Here is a 16,305-nt window from a genome sequence, read left to right on the forward strand (position 1 = left end):
TCCTCGGTGCCTGTCTGTGCGGCTGTCCGTCTGTCCGGCTGTCTGTCCGTCACGCGTCGGCGAGCAGCGGACGCAACTTCCCCGCGATCAGCTGCACTTGGCGGGCGACCAGCTCCTCGGGCATCCCGGCCAGGGACGCCCACAGGAACACCCCCTCGACGGGCAGCCCTGCCACGTACTCCTTGATGGCGTCGGCGACGGTCTGCGGGGTGCCGTACAGGAACTGGCCGACGCCGGTCGCGCTCAGCCCCGTCTCCCGCCATCGCTCGGGGTCGATCGGCCGGGGCGCGGGCTGGTCGGTGCCCTCCACCATGTACCGGCGGTAGCTGTCCCACTGGTACGCCAGGTGCTTGCGGACCACCGGCCAGTCCCCGTCCGGGTCCTCGGTGACGAACGTCGTGAACGAGCCCTGCATCCGGCCCGCCGACACGTCGTACCCGCTCTCGGCGAGCCCTTCCCGGTACGGCGTCAGCAGCGCGGGGTTGAGCGACAGCAGCCCGGTGCCGAGCCGGCCCGCGCGTCGGGCGCCCTGCGGGCCCTGGTAGCCGAGCCAGATCGGCAGCGGATCCTGGACCGGGCCGGGGGTGACCAGGGACTCGGCCCACAGGCCGCGGATCTCCCGTACCCGCTGGTCGGTTGTCGTGTAGCGCCTGGTGAGGTCGCCGCCGTACAGCCGGTACTCGGGCACCCGGTAGCCGGTGCCGAGGCCGAGGTCCAGACGGCCGTCGCTGATGATGTCCACGATCGCGGCCTGTTCGGCGATCTCGGGGGCCGCGTGCAGCGGCGCGGGGATCACGGCGGTGCCCAGACGCACCCGGCGGGTCCGGGCCGCCGCCGCTGCCGCCATGGTGAGCGGCTGGGGGAGATAGCCGTCCTCGAAGCCGTGGTGTTCGGAGAACCAGACCGAGTCGAGGCCGAGGTGGTCCGCCTCCTCGCACATCTCCAGGGCGAAGCCGTAGACCCGGGACCAACTCTGTTGCCAGGGCGGGGGATTGCGCATATCGAAGTAGATGCCGACTCTCATGAGCGGCCACCTCCCTTGGTGTTGTCGTCGGCCAGGCGGACCGTCGCGCGGGCGACGCTCACGCCGTGCCCGGGCGGCAGCAGCCGTACCGGGCGCAGTTCCAGTGCCTCGATCTCGGGGAGGTCCTCGACCATCGCCGAGATCCGCAGGACGGTTTCTTCGAGCGCCGCCAGATCCACTCCCGGGCCGCCCGCCCGGCCGTCCAGCAGCGGGGCCGCCCGCAGCGAGCGGACCATCTCCCGCGCGTCGCGGTCGCTGAGCGGGGTGACGCGGTGCGCGACATCCGCCATGAGGTCGGCGTAGTCCCCGGTGAGCCCGAAGGCGACCACCGGACCGAAGACCGGGTCGGCACGGACGGAGAGAAACGCGTCCGGGCCGGAGCGTGGGCCGGGCTGCGGATCTGCGTGCGGTTCGTTCTCGCGTACGGCGATTCCGTACGCGTCCAGCAGTTCGGCGGCGACCGCTGCCGGGAGCGGGCCGGGAGCGCAGGCGGCGATCAGGGACCGGGCGCGCTCCGCGTCGACACCCGCGAGGTCCGGTATGACGCCCGCGGGGGTGCTGCGCCAGGCCTGGTACGCCGCCGCGTGTCCGAGGGAGACGGCCGCCGCCTCGGGGAACGTGTACGTCGGCACCACCAGGTCGCCGCGGTGCAGGAGGTCGGCGACGCCCGCGCCGCCCAGGAAACTGGCCACCACCGGTTTGTCGGGGCGGGCCGAGGCCGCGTCGAGGATCGCCGACGCCACCTCGTCGGGCTTGTCGGCCAGCGGCGGCATGAACAGGACGACGGCCGCGTCGATGCCGTCGTCGGCCAGGACGGCGTCCAGGGCCTGCCGGTAGTGCGCGGCGGTGGCCGTCGGGGTCAGGTCAACCGGATTGGCGACGTCCGCGCCGGGCGCCAGGGCCGAACGGAGCGTCGCCCGCGTGCGCTCAGCGAGCGCGGGAACGCACAGACCGCTCGCCGCGCACGCCCCGACCGTCAGCGCCGCCGGGCCGCCCGCGTTGGTGACGACAGCGACCCGGTTTCCGGGCGGGGGAGGCTGGTGGGCGAGCAGCAGGGCGACGTCGAACAGCTCCTGGAGACCGCGGGTACGGATCACCCCGGACTGGGCGAAGAGTGAACTCACCGCCGAGTCCGCGTGGCCCGGATGCACGGCGACGATCGGCTTGCGCGGGGCGATCCGGCGGGCGACGCGGGCGAACCGGCGCGGATTGCCGAAGGTCTCGACGTGCAGCAGGATCACCGAGGTCCCCGGGTCCTCCTCCCACCACTGGAGCAGGTCGTTGGTGGACACGTCCACGGCATGACCCACCGACACGAACCCGGAGAAGCCGAGCCGCAGCCGCCTGGCGAAGTCGAGCACCGCGAGCCCCAGCGGCCCGGACTGGCTGGACATCGCCACCCGGCCGGGCGTCGGCAGAGCGGGCGAGAACGTCGCGGCCAGCCGCGCGGCGGGCGTCGTGTTGACCACGCCCATGCAGTTCGGCCCCACCAGCCGCATACCGGAGGCCCGGGCGAACCGGGCCAGCTCAAGTTCGGTCGCCCGCCCCTCGACCCCGGTCTCCCCGAAGCCCGTCGAGACGACGACCACCGCCTTGACCCCGGCGTCCGCGCACTCCCGTACGACATCGGGGACCGCGCCCGCCCGTACGGCCACCAGCGCCAGGTCCGGCTGCTCGGGCAGGTCACGGACGGTCGCGTACGCCCGTACCCCGGCGATCCGTTCCGCCCGCGGGTTGACCGGGAACACGCTGCCGCCGAAGCCGCCTCGCAGCAGGTTGGCCACGATCTCGTGGCCGATGGTCAGCGGATCGCGGTTGGCGCCGATCACGGCGACCGACCGCGGCTCCAGCAGGGGCCTGAGCGACCGTCGTACGGCCGTGTGCTCGCGGCGCTCGGCGCGGGCCACGGCCTGGGCCTGCGGGTCGATGGCGATCTCGAAGTGGATGATCTGACCGGGCGGCCCGGCCTCGATCCGGTAGCCGGAGCCGAGGAACACATTGATCATCCGGGTGTTGTCGGCGAGTACGTCGGCCTCCAGCACCCGGATGCCCCGGGCGCGGGCGGCAGCGGCGATGTGCTCCAGGAGCAGCCGGCCGAACCCCTCGCTCTGGTGGTCGTCCCGGATGGTGAACGTGACCTCGGCGTGCTCGGGTTCCTCCGGGTCACGGACATAGCGCACCAGACCGGCGATCTCGTCACCGGCCAGCGCGACCAGCGCCAGCTCGTTGAGATAGTCCACGTGCGCGCCGCGCCGGATGACGTCGTCGCGGGCGCGGACCACCGGCCCGAGCGAGCGGTAGGCCAGGGTGGCCCGGGACAGCCCGCCGACGAACGCGACCAGCCGGTCGGCGTCCTCCGGCCGGATCGGCCGGACGAAGGTCGACCGCCCGGTCCTGACGAGCCCGGGCCGTTCCAGGTCCTCGGGGTACGAGTCCTCCGGGGGCGGGTCCTGGGAGGACGGGGGAGTGGTCACCGGAGGGCCGCCGTCGGCGCCGTTCAGACGGCCGCCTCCTGGGGAGTCTGCTCCGGCAGCTTGAAGAGTTCGTTGAAGGTGCCGCGCGTGACACGGTCGCGGGTCTCGTCGGACACACCGTCGAACAGCTCGCGGAGCGTGGACTGGGTGTGCCCGTAAGTGCCCTCCAGGTGGGGGTAGTCGTCGCCCCACATCACGTTGCGGTAGCCGGTCGCCTCGACGATCTCCACCGAGCTGCGGTCGTGCTGGAAGGACGCGTACACCTGCTGCCGGACGATCTCGCTGGGCAGCCGGCTCAGCTTCGGCCGGACGAACATGCCGTGCTGGCGGTACGCCTCGTCCATCCGGTCGCCGATGATCGGCACCCAGCCGGCGCCGCCTTCGGCGATGAGGATCTTGAGGTCGGGATGGCGGTCCAGGGCGCCTCCCGCGACCATGTGGGACACCACGCGCATCCCCGGGTAGGTCGTCTCCATGTAGTTGACGACCGCGCCGCCGGGCCCGCGGAAGACGACGTTCTGAGCGCCGGTGCCGATGTGGAAGCCGAGCACCATCCCGGCCCGCTCGGCCGCCGTCCACAGCGGCTCCCAGCGGTCGAGCGCGTACTCCTCGCCCTCCCGTGTCGAACACGGCAGGAAGATCGCCTTGAAGCCCAGCTCCGCCGCCCGCTCCAGCTCGGCGACCGCGTCGCCGACGTCGGCCGTCGAGACACAGGCGGTGGTGATGACCCGCTTGTTCTTGCTGAGGATCTCCTCGTGCGCCCAGTCGTTCCAGGCGCGGACGGTCTCCCGGGCGAGTTCGCGGTCGGTGATCGAGACGAGCCAGAACCCCATGGAGGGGAAGGCCAGTTGGGACCAGACGCCCTCCTGGTCGAGGTCCTTGAGGCGGACCTTCAGGTCCCAGGCGCCCGGCGGACGCATGGCGTCCATGAAGTCGCCGAGCTGGCGGTCGATGCGCTCGCCGTCGATGTAGAGCATCTCGTACTTCTCACCCCGCTCACTGCGCGGGGCGCGGGCGCCGAGCCGTGCGGGCAGCCGCTCGGTCCACACGTCGGCGGGCTCCATCACGTGGGAGTCCCCCGAGTTGACCCAGATCTTCGACATGACGCTCCTTCGGGTCAATGGATGTAATCAGTTAGCGATTTTAGTTGTATGGCGGGCCGAAAGGAAGGCCGGATGGGTGAGAGATCAGCTTCGGCGCCGCTCGATCTCGTCCACCAGCGCGGGCAGCACCTCGAAGAGGTCCCCGACGACGCCGTGGTCGGCCAGCTCGAAGATGGGCGCGTCGGGGTCCTTGTTGACGGCGACGATGGTCCTGGACGTCTGCATGCCCGCCCGGTGCTGGATCGCGCCGGAGATGCCGGCGGCGAGGTAGAGCTGCGGCGAGACCTGGGTGCCCGTCTGGCCGACCTGGTGGCTGTGCGGGTACCAGCCCGCGTCCACGGCGGCGCGCGACGCCCCGACGGCCCCGCCCAGGGCGTCGGCGACCCGCTCGACGAGGGCGAAGTTCTCGGCCCCGTTCACGCCCCGGCCGCCGGAGACCACGATGTCCGCCTCGGTCAGCTCGGGACGGTCGCCGCGCTCCCGCCGGGTGCGGGACAGGACCCGGACACCGGCGGAGGCCGGACCGAAGACGATGTCCTGCTTCTCGACGACGGGGTCCGCGGGGGCGGGCTCGGGCGCGGTGGCGTTCGGCTTGACCGTGATCACCGGCACGCCTCGGGTGATGTGCGCGGTGATCTGGTGCGTCGCCGCGAACGCCGACTGCTCGGTCACCGGTCCTTCCGGCCCGGCGGTGACGTCGACGGCATCGGTGATCAGGCCCGAGTCGAGCCGGAGCGCGATCCGGGCGGCGGCCTCCTTGCCGTCCGGCCCGGAGGGCAGCAGGATCGCCGCCGGGTCGGTGCGTTCGGCGATCTGGGTGAGCGCGTCGACGACGGGGGTCACGAGGTACTCGTCGACCTCGGGGGCGTCCACGACGTAGATCTTCCGCGCGCCGAACCGGCCGAGGGTCTCGGTCGCGGTGTCCACGCCCGGCCCCAGGAGGACGGCCGAGGGTTCACCCAACCGGCGGGCCAGGGTGAGCAGTTCGAGGGTCGGTTTGCGGACCACGCCGTCGGTGTGGTCGACGAGGACGAGGACTTCGGCCACGGGGGTGCACTCCTCTTGCCGGGGAACGGGAACGGGGGTGGATCGGGGCAGGGCAGGACAGACCGGGGTCAGATGAACTTCTGGGCGGTGAGGAACGCGGCCAGTCCGGCGCCGCCCGTGCCCTCGTCGACGACGATCTCGCCCTTGGTGCGCGGCGGACGTCGGGTCGCGCTGTCCACGGCCGAGCGCGCGCCGGCCCGGCCGACCTGCGCGGCCTCGATCCCGAGGTCGGCGAGGTCGAGGGTCTCCAGCGGCTTCTTCTTCGCGGCCATGATCCCCTTGAAGGACGGGTAACGGGCGTCCCCGGAGCGGTCGGTCACCGACACCACGGCCGGCAGGTCGCCCTGGATCCGTACGGTCGCGCCGTCGCCCTCGCGGCGGCCCGTCACCTTTCCGTCCTCGACCGCGACCTCTTCGAGATGGGTGACGGCCCGGACGCCGAGCCGCTCGGCCAGCAGTGCCGGTACGACGCCCATGGTGCCGTCCGTCGAGGCCATCCCGCACAGCACCAGATCGAAGCCGTGCCGCTCGATCGCCCTGGCCAGGACGAGTGACGTACCGAACGCGTCGCTGCCCTCGATGTCCTCGTCGTTGACATGGATCGCCGAGTCACCGCCCATGGCCAGCGCCTTGCGCAGCGCGTCCCTGGCGTCGTCGGGGCCGACGGTGAGATAGCTGATCTCGGTGTCGGCGTCCGACTCGGCGATCCGCAGGGCCTGTTCGACCGCGTACTCGTCGAGTTCGGACAGCAGCGAGTCGACCGACGCGCGGTCGGTGGTGCCGCCCTGGGTGAAGGTGCGGTCCGCCGTCGCGTCGGGCACGTGCTTCACACAGACAACGATCTTCACGGCGCCCTCCTGTTGGCTTAATGAGTTCTAATAGTTAACTATATAGATCGAAGGAGCGCGAGGTCTGGCCTTGAATCCGTCGAATTGGTTGACTGATTGCGCTGATAGCTGGAAGATCTGGGCACTGAGCCGCGAGGAGGCGCCATGGTCGGTGACAGGGACACCGGGGACAGGTACTTCGAGCCCCAGGTGGAGACCATGCCCCGCGAACAGCTGCGGGCGCGGCAGGAGGAACGGATCCTGGAACTCGTCGAGTACGCCTACGGCAACTCGGCCTTCTACCGCGAACTCTGGGACGCGCACGGGGTACACCCGCGCGACATCCGGTCCCTGGACGACTTCCGGGCCCGGGTGCCGTTCATCACCAAGGACATGGTGCGCGCCTACCGGGCCCGCACCGGCGACCCCTTCGGCGGTCTGCTCTGCGTCCCGGTCGAGGAGCTGACCTCGGTCTCCTCCAGTTCGGGCACCACCGGCGACCCGGAGTTCTTCCCCGAGATCTGGCAGGACGCCCCGCCCCTGGTGACCGCGCAGGTGCGTGACCTGTGGGAACTCGGCCTGCGGCCGGGGGACCGGGTGCTGAGCCCGCCGGGCACCTTCCGCAACCTCATGGACCCCGGCTATCAGGCGCTGGGCGCTGTGGTCATCGAGGTCGACACCTGGATCGGGCGGATGCACGAGGTCGTCGAGGCCCTGCGCACCTACCGGCCCGCCTATCTCCAGATGATGTATCCGCAGATGGTGGAGCTGGAGCACCTGGCTGAGAAGACGGACCTGAAGGAGGCGTTCTCCTCCCTCAAGGGTGCCTCCTGCGCAGGGCAGCCGCTCAGCCGGAAGATGCGCGAGCGGATCCGCGACGACTGGGGCATCGACGTCTACGAGTACACCAGCGCCGCCGACACCGGCACCGCGTGGGAGTGCCGTGAGCACGACGGCTTCCACCTCTGGGAGGACACCGTCTTCGCCGAGTGCGTCGAGGTCGACGAGCACGGCGGATGGTACGACGCCCCGGAGGGCGACCTCGGTGAACTGGTCGCCACCGACCTGGACAACAGGGCGGCGCCCCTGATCCGTTACCGCAGCGAGGACCTCGTCCGCCTCTCCCGGGACACCTGCGGCTGCGGACGTACGCACGCCCGGATGTGGGTGGCCGGGCGGCGCGGCGACGAGACGCTGGTCCACGGGCGTTCCGTCGTCCTGCGAGATGTCTGGCAGGCCGTGGAGGACCAGCCGGAGACGGTCGCCGGAGTCTTCCAGATCGTCCGGGACCGCCGCGAGGTCGACGAACTGCGGCTGCGCGTCGGCTACGACCCCGCACTCACCGGCGACGTCGACGCGCTGGCCGGCCGGCTCAGCGAGGCCGTGCGCGAGCGGACCGGCGTCAAACCGGTGCTGGACATGCGCACCGAGGAGGACCTGTTGAGGACCATGACCAGCGTCGCCAAGTTCCCCCGGGTGGTGAAGAGCTGATGGCCCGCGCCGACACCCTGGCCCGCGCCAGGGAACTCGACCGCCCCGAACTCGCCTACCTCGTACGCTTTCCCGCCGCCGACGGCATGACGGACATGGAGCTGACCTGGGCCGAACTCGCCCGGGACACCGAGTGGGTCACCGAACGGCTGCGGGAGCACGGCCTCGCCGCAGGACAGCGGGCGCTGCTGACCACCTCCGGCTTCGAGGGCTTCTGGGGCCACGCGGTGATCGGCGCCCTGCGCACGCTGAAGGTGACGTACGGCATCGCCGAGGCGATGGGCTGGGACCACCGCCGTACCTCCGTCTTCCACCGTGAACTCGCCCCGCACGCGGTCATCGGGCTGTCCGCCGAGACCCTGGAGGGGCTGGCCGGCGGCGCCGACATCGGTGAACTGTTCCGGCCGACGTCCGTCGTCCTGGCCCGGCCCGCCGCCGTACCGCTCCTGCGCGGAGCGGGAGTGCCCGCCGCCCTGATCTCCGCCGTGGGGCCCGCCCTCGCGCTGGAGTGCCCCGAGCGGGTCGGCGCGCACGTCAACGCCGCCGAATGGCGGGTCGGCGAGCGGGACGGGCAGCTGTCCGTGGCGGCGGGGGAGGGGCGCGTCTCGCCGCTGCCCGAGACCCCGCTCGGCATTCCGGGCCGCGTCATCACCGGCCGGTGCGCCTGCGGCAGCGAGAACCCCCGGGTTCTGCTCGCCGAGGCCAACTGGCCCTCGTCATCGAGGAGTTGAGGATGTCAGAAGGAGTGGTCGACGGCCGGGTCGTGGTCGTCACGGGCGCCGGCAACGGGATCGGCCGGGCGCACGCCCTGGCGTTCGCCGCGCACGGGGCGAAGGTCGTGGTCAACGACCTGGGCGGCGCACGCGACGGGGCGGGCACCTCGGCCGGGCCCGCCCAGACCGTGGTGGACGAGATCGTCGCGGCCGGCGGCGAGGCCGTGGCCAACACGGACGACATCTCCACCTGGGAGGGCGCGGGACACCTCGTCCGGCAGGCCGTGGACACCTACGGCGGACTGGACGTGCTGGTCAACAACGCGGGCATCCTGCGCGACCGGATGATCGTGTCGATGACCGAGCGGGACTGGGACAGTGTGCTCGCCGTCCATCTCAAGGGCGGTTTCGCCACCCTGCACCACGCGGCGGCGTACTGGAGGGAGCGCGCCAAGTCCGGTCACGACAACGACGCCCGGGTCATCAACACGACCTCTCCGTCCGGCATCTTCGGCAACCCCGGACAGTCCAACTACGGCTCCGCCAAGGCCGGCATCGCGAGCCTCACCCTCATCGCCGCCGCCGAACTCGCCCGCTACGGCGTGACGGTGAACGCCATCGCGCCGACCGCGCTCACCCGGCTGACCGAGGACATCGAGATGATGAAACGGGCCGCCGAGGCGGAGGATCTCACCCCCGAGGCCATCTCGCCGCTCGTGGTGTGGCTCGGCTCGGCCGCCTCACGCGAGGTCACCGGTCGGGTGTTCGGTGTCGTCGGCAACCGGATCACCGTCCTGGAGGGCTGGGTCAACGGCCCCGCCGCGAGCGCCGAGTCACGGTGGACACCGGAGGAACTGTCCTCCGTCGTCCCGAACCTGGTGGCCAAGGCGGCTCCGAACGCGGACGCCCTGGGCAACCGGAACGGGGCGTGAGATGACATCGACGACTCAACGGCCGGTTGCCGAGGGCCTGTTCACCTGGCCGCCCGGTGACTCCGCGCCCCTTCGGCTGATCGGCTCCGAGTGCGTGGCGTGCGGCCTGGTGAGCTTCCCGGCGGCCTCCGACTGCGTCCGGTGCGCGAGCACGGAGTCGAAGCAGCGGCTGCTGGCGGACCGCGGCACGCTGTGGACGTACACGACGCAGGACTTCCGCCCGCCGTCCCCGCCGTACGACGGCCCCGAGGCGTTCGAGCCCTACTCGGTGGGCTACGTCGAACTCCCCGGCGAACTGCTGGTCGAGGCCCGCCTCACCGAACCCGACCCGGAGAAGCTCAGGATCGGGCAGGAGATGCGGCTCACCCTCGTGCCGTACACCGTGCGGGACGACGGCACCGAGGTCATGACGTTCGCGTTCGCTCCCGCCGAAGAGCCCGCCCAGTCCGAGGAGTTCGCCATGTCGGAGGAGGAGACAGCGTGACCGAGGCCGTCATCATCGGCGTGGGGCTCCATCCCTTCGGCCGGTTCCCCGGGAAGCCCGCGCTGGACATGGGCGCGGACGCGGTACGGCTCGCGCTCGCCGACGCGGGCGTCAACTGGCCGCAGATCCAGGGCGGTTACATCGGGAGCTACGAGGTCGCCAACCCGGACGCCATCGTCGGCCGGCTCGGCCTCACCGGCATCCCGCTGCGCGGAGTCTTCAACGGCTGTGCCACAGCAGGTACCGCCGTCGCGCTGGCTGCCCGCGCGATCGAGACCGGCGAGCACGACCTGACCATCGCGATCGGCCTCGACAAGCACCCGCGCGGTGCCTTCGCCGCCGATCCGTCCGTGGCGGGCATCCCCTCCTGGTACGGACAGACGGGGCTCTTCCTCACCACCCACTTCTTCGGCATGAAGATCAACCGCTATATGCACGACCACGGCATCTCCCACGAGACGCTCGCCCGCGTGGCCTCGAAGAACTTCCGCAACGCGGCCGGAAACGAGAAGGCCTGGCGCCGAACGCCCCTCACACCCGAGGAGATCCTCGCCTCCCCGGTCCTCAACTTCCCCCTCCGCCAGTTCATGTACTGCGGCCCGGACGAGGGCGCCGCGGCCCTGGTGCTGTGCCGGGCCGACCAGGCACACAAGTACACGGGGAAACCCGTACGGGTCCGCTCCACCGCCCTGCGCAGCCGCAGGCTCGGCGCCTTCGAGGTGCAGAGCCCGTCGTTCCCGGTCGGGGACGTCGTCGAGAGCCCGACCGTGGACGCCTCCCGGGCGGCGTACGAACTCGCGGGCATCGGTCCCGAGGATGTGGACGTGGCTCAACTCCAGGACACCGACGCCGGGTCGGAGGTCATCCACATGGCCGAGAACGGCCTCTGCAAGGACGGCGAGCAGGAGCGGCTCATCGCCGAGGGCGCCACCGAGATCGGCGGCCGGCTTCCGGTCAACACCGACGGCGGCCTGCTCGGCAACGGCGAACCCATCGGCGCGTCCGGGCTGCGGCAGATCCACGAGATCGTCCTCCAGCTGCGGGGTACGGCGGGCACGCGCCAGATCCCCGGCACGCCCCGCGTCGGCTACACCCACCTGTACGGCGCGCCCGGCGCGTCGGCGGTGACGATCCTCTCGAACTGAGGGAACAGGCTCATGGACCAGGACATGCAGGACTTCGCCGCCGAGGTGCGCCGCTTCCTCGACGCGCACGCGGCGAAGGCCCCCGACCGCACCGCCCTCACCTGGGGCGAGGGCGACGACTCGATGGCGTACTTCAGCAGCCTTCCGCCGGACGAGGAACGGGAGTCCGTGCGGCGGGCGCGGGAGTGGCAGCGCATCCGGCACGAGAACGGCTTCGGCTGGATCACGGGACCGGTGGAGTACGGCGGCCGGGGCCTGACCCCCGTCCACGACCTGCTCTACGACGCCGTCGAGTCGGAGTACGACGTCGCCGACACCGGCGTCCTGAGTGTGATCGGCCTCGGCATGATCGGGCCGACGATCCTGGCCCACGCCCAACCGCACATCAGGGAGCGCTGGTTGCCCGCGATGTACCGCGGGGACGCCGTCGCCTGCCAGCTGTTCAGCGAGCCCGGCGCGGGGTCCGACCTGGCGAGCGTGGCGACCAGGGCCGTCCGGGAGGGCGACGACTGGGTGCTGAACGGGCAGAAGGTGTGGACCTCGGTCGCCCAGCACAGCGAGATCGGCCTCGCGCTGACCCGCACGAACCCGGACGCGCCCAAGCACCGTGGCATCACGGCCTTCCTGGTCCCCATGGACGCCCCCGGCGTCGAGGTCCGGCCCCTGCGGCAGATGACCGGCGGCGCCGACTTCAACGAGGTCTTCCTCACCGACGTACGCATCCCCGACGACCACCGCCTCGGCGAGGTCGACGGCGGCTGGACCGTCGCCCTGACCACCCTGATGAACGAGCGCGACACGGTCGGCAGCGAGGGTGCGGGCCCGGTGGCCGCCGCCCTCTCCCCCGACCATCTCTCGGCGCTCATGCGCGCGACCTGGACCTGGGACGACCGCGCCCTGCGTGCCCGTCTCGCCGACCTCCTCGTAGACGCGCTGGCCACCGGTTACCTCAACGCCCGGGCCCAGCGCACCCTGCGGGCAGGCATCGCACCCGGGCCCGAGAGGTCTGTCGCCAAGCTGATGTACGGTCAGAACCTCACCAGGGCCGCCCACTTCGTCGCGGACTGCCTCGGCCCCCGCATCGTCGCCGACACCGGCAGGTGGGGCACGTACGCCTGGTCCGAACTCCTCCTCGCCACCCCGGCGTTGCGCATCCTCGGCGGTACCGAGGAGATCATGAAGAACATCCTCGCGGAACGGGTCCTCGGTCTGCCGAAGGAGGCACGCGCATGAGCACACACATGAGTACGCGCATGAGCGCCGACGAAAGCGAGCTTCATCAACTCCGGGCCTCTGTACGTGAGTTCCTGGAGGCCAAGTCTCCCGAGGAGGCCGTGCGCAAGCTCATGGAGAGCGAGCCGCGCTTCGACCTCGACGTGTGGGCCCAGTCGGCCGACCAACTGCGGCTGCCCGGCCTGGTGATCCCGGAGGAGTACGGCGGCGACGGCTTCGGCCAGGTCGAACTCGGCGTCGTCCTGGAGGAGATGGGCCGCGCCCTGCTCTGCTCGCCCTTCTTCGCGACGGTCGTCCTCGCGGCCCAGGCCCTGCTGGCCTCCGGCGACAAGGAGGCCTGCGCACGCCATCTCCCCGGCATCGCGGCGGGCCTGACCACCGCGACCCTCGCGGTCGCCGAGGACGACGGCTCCTGGGACCCCGCCCTGATCTCCGCCCGCGCGGTACCGGACGGGAACGGAGACGGAGGCTGGCGGCTGAGCGGACGCAAGTCCTTCGTGATCGACGGTACGACGGCCGACCTGGTCGTCGTGGTCGCCCGTACCGTCGCCGGTCCGTCGTTCTTCACGGTGGAGCGGGCCTCCGCCGGGGTGACGGCCGAGGCGCTGGAGACCCTGGACGCCACCCGGGCCATGGCCCGGCTGACCTTCGACGCCGTGCCGGCGACGCTCGTCGGCCCGGACGGGGCGGGCGGGCGGATCATGGCCAAGGTCCTCGACATCGCCACGGTCGGGCTCGCCGCCGAACAGGCGGGCGGGGCACGCCGGTGCTTGGAGACGAGCGCCGAACATGCCCGTACCCGGCACCAGTTCGGCCGGCCCATCGGCTCCTTCCAGGCCGTCAAGCACAAGTGCGCCGACATGCTCGTCCAGGTCGAACTGGCGGAGGCGGCGTCCAGGGAGGCGGCACGGCTGGCGGCCGAGGGTGCCCCGGACTTCCCGATCGCCGCGGCGGTGGCACACGCGTGCTGCTCACGGGCGTACATGTTCGCCGCGATGGAGAACATCCAGGTCCACGGCGGCATCGGCTTCACCTGGGAGCATCCGGCCCATCTGTACTTCCGCCGGGCCAAGTCCTCGCAGCTGCTGTTCGGGGGCCCGGCCCTCTATCACGAGCGGCTGCTGGACCGGCTCGGCATCTGACGGCCGCGGACAGCAGAGGGCCCCGGGGAATCGTCCCCGGGGCCCTCCCTCATCGTTGTGCTGCTCAGCCGCGAGCCGCCTCGCCCAGCAGCGCCTTCGCGATGATCACCTGCTGGATCTGGCTGGTGCCCTCGTAGATCCGGAACAGCCGGGCGTCGCGATAGAAGCGCTCGACGGCGATCCCGCGCATATAGCCCGCGCCGCCGTGGATCTGCACCGCGCGGTCCGCGACCCGCCACACCATCTCGCTGGCGAAGTACTTCGTGCAGGACGGGCCGATCTTGGTGTCCGTACCGGCGTCGAAGGCGCGGGCGGCCTCCAGGACCGTGGCGCGGCCGGCGTAGTAGTCGGTCATCGAGTCGGCGATCAGGCCCTGGACGAGTTGGAAGGAGCCGATGAGCTTCCCGGACTGGCGGCGGGTGCTCGCGTACGCCACCGACTCGTCGACCAGGCGCTCGGCCATGCCCACGCACAGGGACGAGATGTGCACCCTGCCGTGCGCGATGCAGCCCATCGCGGTGCCGAAGCCCCGGTTGAGGCCCTTCTCCTCGCCGCCGACCAGCGCCTCGGCCGGGACGCGTACGTCGTCGAAGTACACGTCCGCCGTCCAGGCGCCGAACTGGCCCATCTTGTGGTCCTTGGGAGCCACCGTGAGGCCCGGGGTGCCGGCCGGGACCAGGAAGGTCGAGATGCCACGGGTGCGCGGGGCGTCGGGGTCGGTACGGGCGAAGACCATGAAGACGTCGGCGAGCGGAGCGTTGGTGATGTACCGCTTGGCCCCGTTGATCACCCAGTCGTCGCCGTCCCGACGGGCCCGGGTCGTCAGCGTCGACGGGTCGGACCCGGCCTCGGCCTCGGTGAGCGCGAACGACGCCAGAACCTCGCCCGAGGCGATCCTCGGCAGCCAGTCGGCCTTCTGTTCCTCGGTGCCGCCGACCATCAGGACGTGGCCCGCGATGCCGTTGTTCGTGCCGAACATCGAGCGCAGCGACGGGGTCGTGTAGCCCAGCTCGAACATCAACTGGGCCTCCTCGTACATCGACAGCCCCAGCCCGCCGTACTCCTCGGGCAGCGCGAAGCCGAACAGGCCCATCTTCTTCGCCGCCTCACGGATGTCCGCGGGCATCTCGTCCTTCTCGTCGATCTCCTCCTCCAGCGGCACGACCCGTTCCCGGACGAAGCGCCGGACCTCGGACAGCACCGCGGTGAAGTCATCCGCGTCCATGACGCCTCCCTGATCAGTCGGGTTCATCTCGCTGCCTCGTCGGGCTCGTCGGGCTTTTCTGCGGGCCGGTAGCACACGGCCAGCAACGCCGCCGCGCTCGCCGTCCCCAGTCCCGCCGCCAGCAACGCGGGCCCCACGCCCGCGCGTTGGCGCCGTAGCAGCCCGTCCAGCGAGTACCGTCCGTTGCCCAGCGCGGCGAGTGCGACGGCCGCGCCGCCCACCACACCGGCGTACTCCCAGCCGCCCTTGAAGACGAAGAAGCCCTTGCCACGGTGGTCGGTCCGCGCGGCCACGGTCATCAGGCCGACGGCCGCTGCGGCGGGCAAGGGACCCGCCACGCCCAGGGTGATGCCCACCCCGGCCGCCAGTTCCGTCCCGGCGGCCATCCGGGCGTGCACCTCGGCCGGTCGCAGGCCGAGCGCCTCGAACCAGCCCGTGGTGCCCTTGAGGCCGCCCGGCCCGGCGACCTTGTTCCAGCCGTGCGCGAAGAGCATCGGGCCCAGCGTCGCGCGCAGGAGGAGGGCGGCGGTGTCGTGGCCCTTCACTGTCCGACCCCCGTGGCCCGTCCGGCGGGCGCGACTCCGTACAACTGCGGTACGGCGTCGACCAGTTCGTCGTACGTGAGGGCCTTGCCGGACTCGCTGGGGTGGACCCCCGCGACCGTCCAGCCCTGGAGCCGGTTCAGCCGGTTGCCCTCGATGCGCAGGACCTGGCCGGTCAGCCAGGCCGAACTGTCGGAGGCCAGATAGACGACGACCCCGGAGGCGTTGGCCGGGTCGCGCGGGTCGAAATCGGCGGAGGCCTGGAGAGCGGCGCCGACGTCCAGGCCGTCGGTCATCCGGGTCGCCGCGATGGGCGAGATGGCGTTCGCGGTGACGCCGTACCGGCGCATCTCCAGGGCGGTAAGGACCGTGAGTCCGGCCGTACCGGCCTTCGCCGCACCGTAGTTGGACTGTCCCTGGTTGCCGAACAGGCCGGTCCCGGACGTCGTGTTGATCACGCGGCCGGCGACCCGCTCACCCCGCTTCGACGCCTCCCGCCAGTACGCGCACGCGTGCCGGGTGAGCGCGAAGGTGCCCTTCAGATGCACCGCGATGACGGCGTCGAACTCGGCCTCGCTCATCGAGAACAGCATCCGGTCGCGCACGATCCCCGCGTTGTTCACGACGATGTCGAGGCGGCCGAACTCCGCGACGGTGTCCGCCACCATCGCCTCGGTGGCCGCCCAGTCCGTCACCGAGGCATGGTTGGCGACCGCCCGGCCGCCGAGCTTGGTGATCTCGGCGACAACCTCGTCGGCGGGGGAGTCGCCGGTCCGCTCGCCGTGTACGCCCGAACCGAGGTCGTTCACCACCACGGTCGCGCCGGCCTCGGCGAGCGCCAGACAGTGCGCCCGGCCCAGGCCTCTGCCACCGCCGGTGACGATGGCGACCTTGTCGTCGAGGATGCCCACGTCCTGCCTCCT

At 71.6% G+C, this 16,305-nt stretch carries 15 protein-coding genes; 7 read left to right on the forward strand and 8 right to left on the reverse strand.

Features of this window, described 5'->3' with window-relative positions:
- Window positions 1–49: 49 nt before the first annotated feature.
- The 5 genes from ACWDR4_RS04035 to ACWDR4_RS04055 all read right to left on the reverse strand — a co-directional run bounded on the left by ACWDR4_RS04035 (window position 50) and on the right by ACWDR4_RS04055 (window position 6,478).
- Window positions 50–1,024, reverse strand: coding sequence for an LLM class flavin-dependent oxidoreductase (locus ACWDR4_RS04035; protein ID WP_450403583.1), 975 nt, complete (start codon window positions 1,022–1,024; stop codon window positions 50–52).
- Window positions 1,021–3,498: a bifunctional acetate--CoA ligase family protein/GNAT family N-acetyltransferase gene (locus ACWDR4_RS04040; protein WP_450403586.1), complete on the reverse strand. Its 2,478-nt coding sequence runs from the start codon at window positions 3,496–3,498 to the stop codon at window positions 1,021–1,023. The genes ACWDR4_RS04035 and ACWDR4_RS04040 overlap by 4 nt, the downstream gene beginning before the upstream one ends.
- A 23-nt stretch (window positions 3,499–3,521) precedes the next feature.
- Window positions 3,522–4,601 (reverse strand): amidohydrolase family protein, encoded by a 1,080-nt coding sequence (locus ACWDR4_RS04045; protein ID WP_450403588.1) that lies wholly within the window; start codon window positions 4,599–4,601, stop codon window positions 3,522–3,524.
- Window positions 4,602–4,685: 84 nt separating this feature from the next.
- The gene (locus ACWDR4_RS04050; RefSeq protein WP_450403590.1) at window positions 4,686–5,648 is read right to left on the reverse strand and encodes an electron transfer flavoprotein subunit alpha/FixB family protein; all 963 of its coding nucleotides are present in this window, start codon (window positions 5,646–5,648) and stop codon (window positions 4,686–4,688) included.
- 68 nt (window positions 5,649–5,716) lie between these two features.
- Window positions 5,717–6,478: an electron transfer flavoprotein subunit beta/FixA family protein gene (locus ACWDR4_RS04055; protein WP_450404044.1), complete on the reverse strand. Its 762-nt coding sequence runs from the start codon at window positions 6,476–6,478 to the stop codon at window positions 5,717–5,719.
- A gap of 162 nt (window positions 6,479–6,640) precedes the next feature.
- Here ACWDR4_RS04055 and ACWDR4_RS04060 point away from each other — a divergent pair, with 162 nt between their 5' ends.
- The 7 genes from ACWDR4_RS04060 to ACWDR4_RS04090 are packed head-to-tail and all read left to right on the forward strand — an operon-like array spanning window position 6,641 to window position 13,615.
- Window positions 6,641–7,966 (forward strand): phenylacetate--CoA ligase family protein, encoded by a 1,326-nt coding sequence (locus ACWDR4_RS04060; protein ID WP_450403592.1) that lies wholly within the window; start codon window positions 6,641–6,643, stop codon window positions 7,964–7,966.
- A complete protein-coding gene (locus ACWDR4_RS04065; RefSeq protein WP_450403595.1) occupies window positions 7,966–8,697 on the forward strand; it encodes a hypothetical protein in 732 nt (243 codons plus the stop codon). The genes ACWDR4_RS04060 and ACWDR4_RS04065 overlap by 1 nt, the downstream gene beginning before the upstream one ends.
- A gap of 2 nt (window positions 8,698–8,699) precedes the next feature.
- Window positions 8,700–9,611 carry an SDR family oxidoreductase gene (locus tag ACWDR4_RS04070; protein WP_450403597.1) on the forward strand — a complete coding sequence of 304 codons (912 nt, stop codon included), beginning with the start codon at window positions 8,700–8,702 and terminating at the stop codon, window positions 9,609–9,611.
- Window position 9,612: 1 nt separating this feature from the next.
- Window positions 9,613–10,095 carry a Zn-ribbon domain-containing OB-fold protein gene (locus ACWDR4_RS04075; RefSeq protein ID WP_450403600.1) on the forward strand — a complete coding sequence of 161 codons (483 nt, stop codon included), beginning with the start codon at window positions 9,613–9,615 and terminating at the stop codon, window positions 10,093–10,095.
- Complete coding sequence (locus ACWDR4_RS04080; RefSeq protein WP_450403602.1) at window positions 10,092–11,240, forward strand: thiolase family protein; 1,149 nt, start codon at window positions 10,092–10,094, stop codon at window positions 11,238–11,240. Before ACWDR4_RS04075 ends, ACWDR4_RS04080 begins: the two co-directional genes overlap by 4 nt.
- 12 nt (window positions 11,241–11,252) lie before the next feature.
- The gene (locus tag ACWDR4_RS04085) at window positions 11,253–12,473 is read left to right on the forward strand and encodes an acyl-CoA dehydrogenase family protein (protein WP_450403604.1); all 1,221 of its coding nucleotides are present in this window, start codon (window positions 11,253–11,255) and stop codon (window positions 12,471–12,473) included.
- A 20-nt stretch (window positions 12,474–12,493) separates the two neighbouring features.
- Window positions 12,494–13,615, forward strand: coding sequence for an acyl-CoA dehydrogenase family protein (locus tag ACWDR4_RS04090; protein ID WP_450404045.1), 1,122 nt, complete (start codon window positions 12,494–12,496; stop codon window positions 13,613–13,615).
- Window positions 13,616–13,679: 64 nt separating this feature from the next.
- Here ACWDR4_RS04090 and ACWDR4_RS04095 read toward each other — a convergent pair whose 3' ends face one another.
- Genes ACWDR4_RS04095 through ACWDR4_RS04105 form a run of 3 tightly spaced genes read right to left on the reverse strand, consistent with a single transcriptional unit; the run spans window position 13,680 to window position 16,293 of the window.
- Window positions 13,680–14,840, reverse strand: coding sequence for an acyl-CoA dehydrogenase family protein (locus tag ACWDR4_RS04095; RefSeq protein ID WP_450403606.1), 1,161 nt, complete (start codon window positions 14,838–14,840; stop codon window positions 13,680–13,682).
- A 23-nt stretch (window positions 14,841–14,863) separates the two neighbouring features.
- Complete coding sequence (locus tag ACWDR4_RS04100) at window positions 14,864–15,385, reverse strand: DoxX family protein (RefSeq protein ID WP_450403608.1); 522 nt, start codon at window positions 15,383–15,385, stop codon at window positions 14,864–14,866.
- Window positions 15,382–16,293 (reverse strand): SDR family NAD(P)-dependent oxidoreductase, encoded by a 912-nt coding sequence (locus ACWDR4_RS04105; RefSeq protein WP_450403610.1) that lies wholly within the window; start codon window positions 16,291–16,293, stop codon window positions 15,382–15,384. Before ACWDR4_RS04105 ends, ACWDR4_RS04100 begins: the two co-directional genes overlap by 4 nt.
- Between the last annotated feature and the right edge of the window lie 12 nt (window positions 16,294–16,305).

This window comes from Streptomyces sp. NPDC000878 (assembly GCF_053599695.1).

Coding starts and splice junctions, on each gene's coding strand:
- ACWDR4_RS04035 (WP_450403583.1), bottom strand. CDS start 1,024: ATGAGAGTCGGCATCTACTTCGATATGCGCAATCCCCCGCCCTGGCAA.
- ACWDR4_RS04070 (WP_450403597.1), top strand. CDS start 8,700: ATGTCAGAAGGAGTGGTCGACGGCCGGGTCGTGGTCGTCACGGGCGCC.
- ACWDR4_RS04075 (WP_450403600.1), top strand. CDS start 9,613: ATGACATCGACGACTCAACGGCCGGTTGCCGAGGGCCTGTTCACCTGG.
- ACWDR4_RS04065 (WP_450403595.1), top strand. CDS start 7,966: ATGGCCCGCGCCGACACCCTGGCCCGCGCCAGGGAACTCGACCGCCCC.
- ACWDR4_RS04085 (WP_450403604.1), top strand. CDS start 11,253: ATGGACCAGGACATGCAGGACTTCGCCGCCGAGGTGCGCCGCTTCCTC.
- ACWDR4_RS04095 (WP_450403606.1), bottom strand. CDS start 14,840: ATGGACGCGGATGACTTCACCGCGGTGCTGTCCGAGGTCCGGCGCTTC.
- ACWDR4_RS04060 (WP_450403592.1), top strand. CDS start 6,641: ATGGTCGGTGACAGGGACACCGGGGACAGGTACTTCGAGCCCCAGGTG.
- ACWDR4_RS04045 (WP_450403588.1), bottom strand. CDS start 4,601: ATGTCGAAGATCTGGGTCAACTCGGGGGACTCCCACGTGATGGAGCCC.
- ACWDR4_RS04090 (WP_450404045.1), top strand. CDS start 12,494: ATGAGCGCCGACGAAAGCGAGCTTCATCAACTCCGGGCCTCTGTACGT.